The organism is bacterium, from assembly GCA_024226335.1.
Taxonomy (GTDB): Bacteria; Myxococcota_A; UBA9160; order SZUA-336; family SZUA-336; genus JAAELY01.
This window is the reverse complement of the sequence record JAAELY010000022.1, coordinates 1-527: the sequence shown is the minus strand read 5'-3', so window position 1 is coordinate 527 and position 527 is coordinate 1. Positions and strand designations below refer to the sequence as shown.

The 527-nt window shown below is 60.9% G+C and carries 1 protein-coding gene; it reads right to left on the bottom strand.

Features of this window, described 5'->3' with window-relative positions; all coding sequences use genetic code 11:
• On the bottom strand, nt 1–418 hold a 418-nt coding region (locus GY725_00840; protein ID MCP4002716.1), incomplete at its 3' end, for a hypothetical protein.
• Nucleotides 419–527: the final 109 nt, after the last annotated feature.

Sequence of the window (527 nt, the reverse complement as noted above, 5' to 3'; positions counted from 1 at the left end):
GGTTGCCCTTGACTGCGGACTCGAATTCATCGAGCATTTCCTGGTCAGTCCATCCAGCCGGATAGATGCCGAGCGGCGGCCCACCGCCTGCGAACTTCTGCATCCGAATCGCCTGATGTCGCTGCATGAAGACTTTCCGTAGCCACGCCCCGTACATCGAACGGATGAGCGGCCGGCCTTCGTACCGGGCGCCTACCATCTCGTGAACGAACAGAATCACCTGCTCGATCGGTAGCGTCTCCTGGTACTTGAACCCTTGGCGGAACCGCTGCGCGTCGCTGTACGTGCGTTCGATGCGCTCCAGGTTGTCCGACCCGTCGAGCACCCAGCCCATCGGATCGACGCTTGAAGGTTCTAGCCAGTGGATGCGATCGTAGACGACCTTCGAGCCCTCGCGGCGCATCGTGAACGCCGACATAGAGAACCCATCGCGGAAGCAGCGGGCGTGCTCCTGGAGGCGTTGACGCCACGACGATTGACACCACACCTCACGGCCGTAATTGTCGTTCGTTTCCCGTAGCAGATTC